This is a genomic window from Halioglobus sp. HI00S01 (assembly GCF_001635445.1).
GTDB lineage: Bacteria > Pseudomonadota > Gammaproteobacteria > Pseudomonadales > Halieaceae > Halioglobus > Halioglobus japonicus.
On record NZ_LWEE01000120.1, the window covers coordinates 1 to 203 of the forward strand.

Annotated in this window: 1 protein-coding gene; it reads right to left on the minus strand. The window is 55.2% G+C overall.

Going from position 1 to position 203, the window contains the following annotated elements:
- A partial coding sequence (locus A3709_RS23335; RefSeq protein WP_255359749.1) for a BamA/TamA family outer membrane protein occupies positions 1-183 on the minus strand: 183 nt, incomplete at its 3' end.
- Positions 184-203: the final 20 nt, after the last annotated feature.

Below are 203 nucleotides of genomic sequence, written 5' to 3' on the forward strand. Positions count from 1 at the left end.
GTCGCCACCCACGATCAGGGTGACATCTTCTCCGAGTTCATCCTGCACCGTGATTTCATTGCCAATGGACTGATAACTGTAGCCACGAATACTCTGAGAACCGCCGGCAAAGAAGTTCAGCGAAGGCGCCAACTCAGGCCGGTCACCGTCGGACAAAAAGGCCATCCCAACTTCCGAACGCATGACCACACGATGGCGATCTG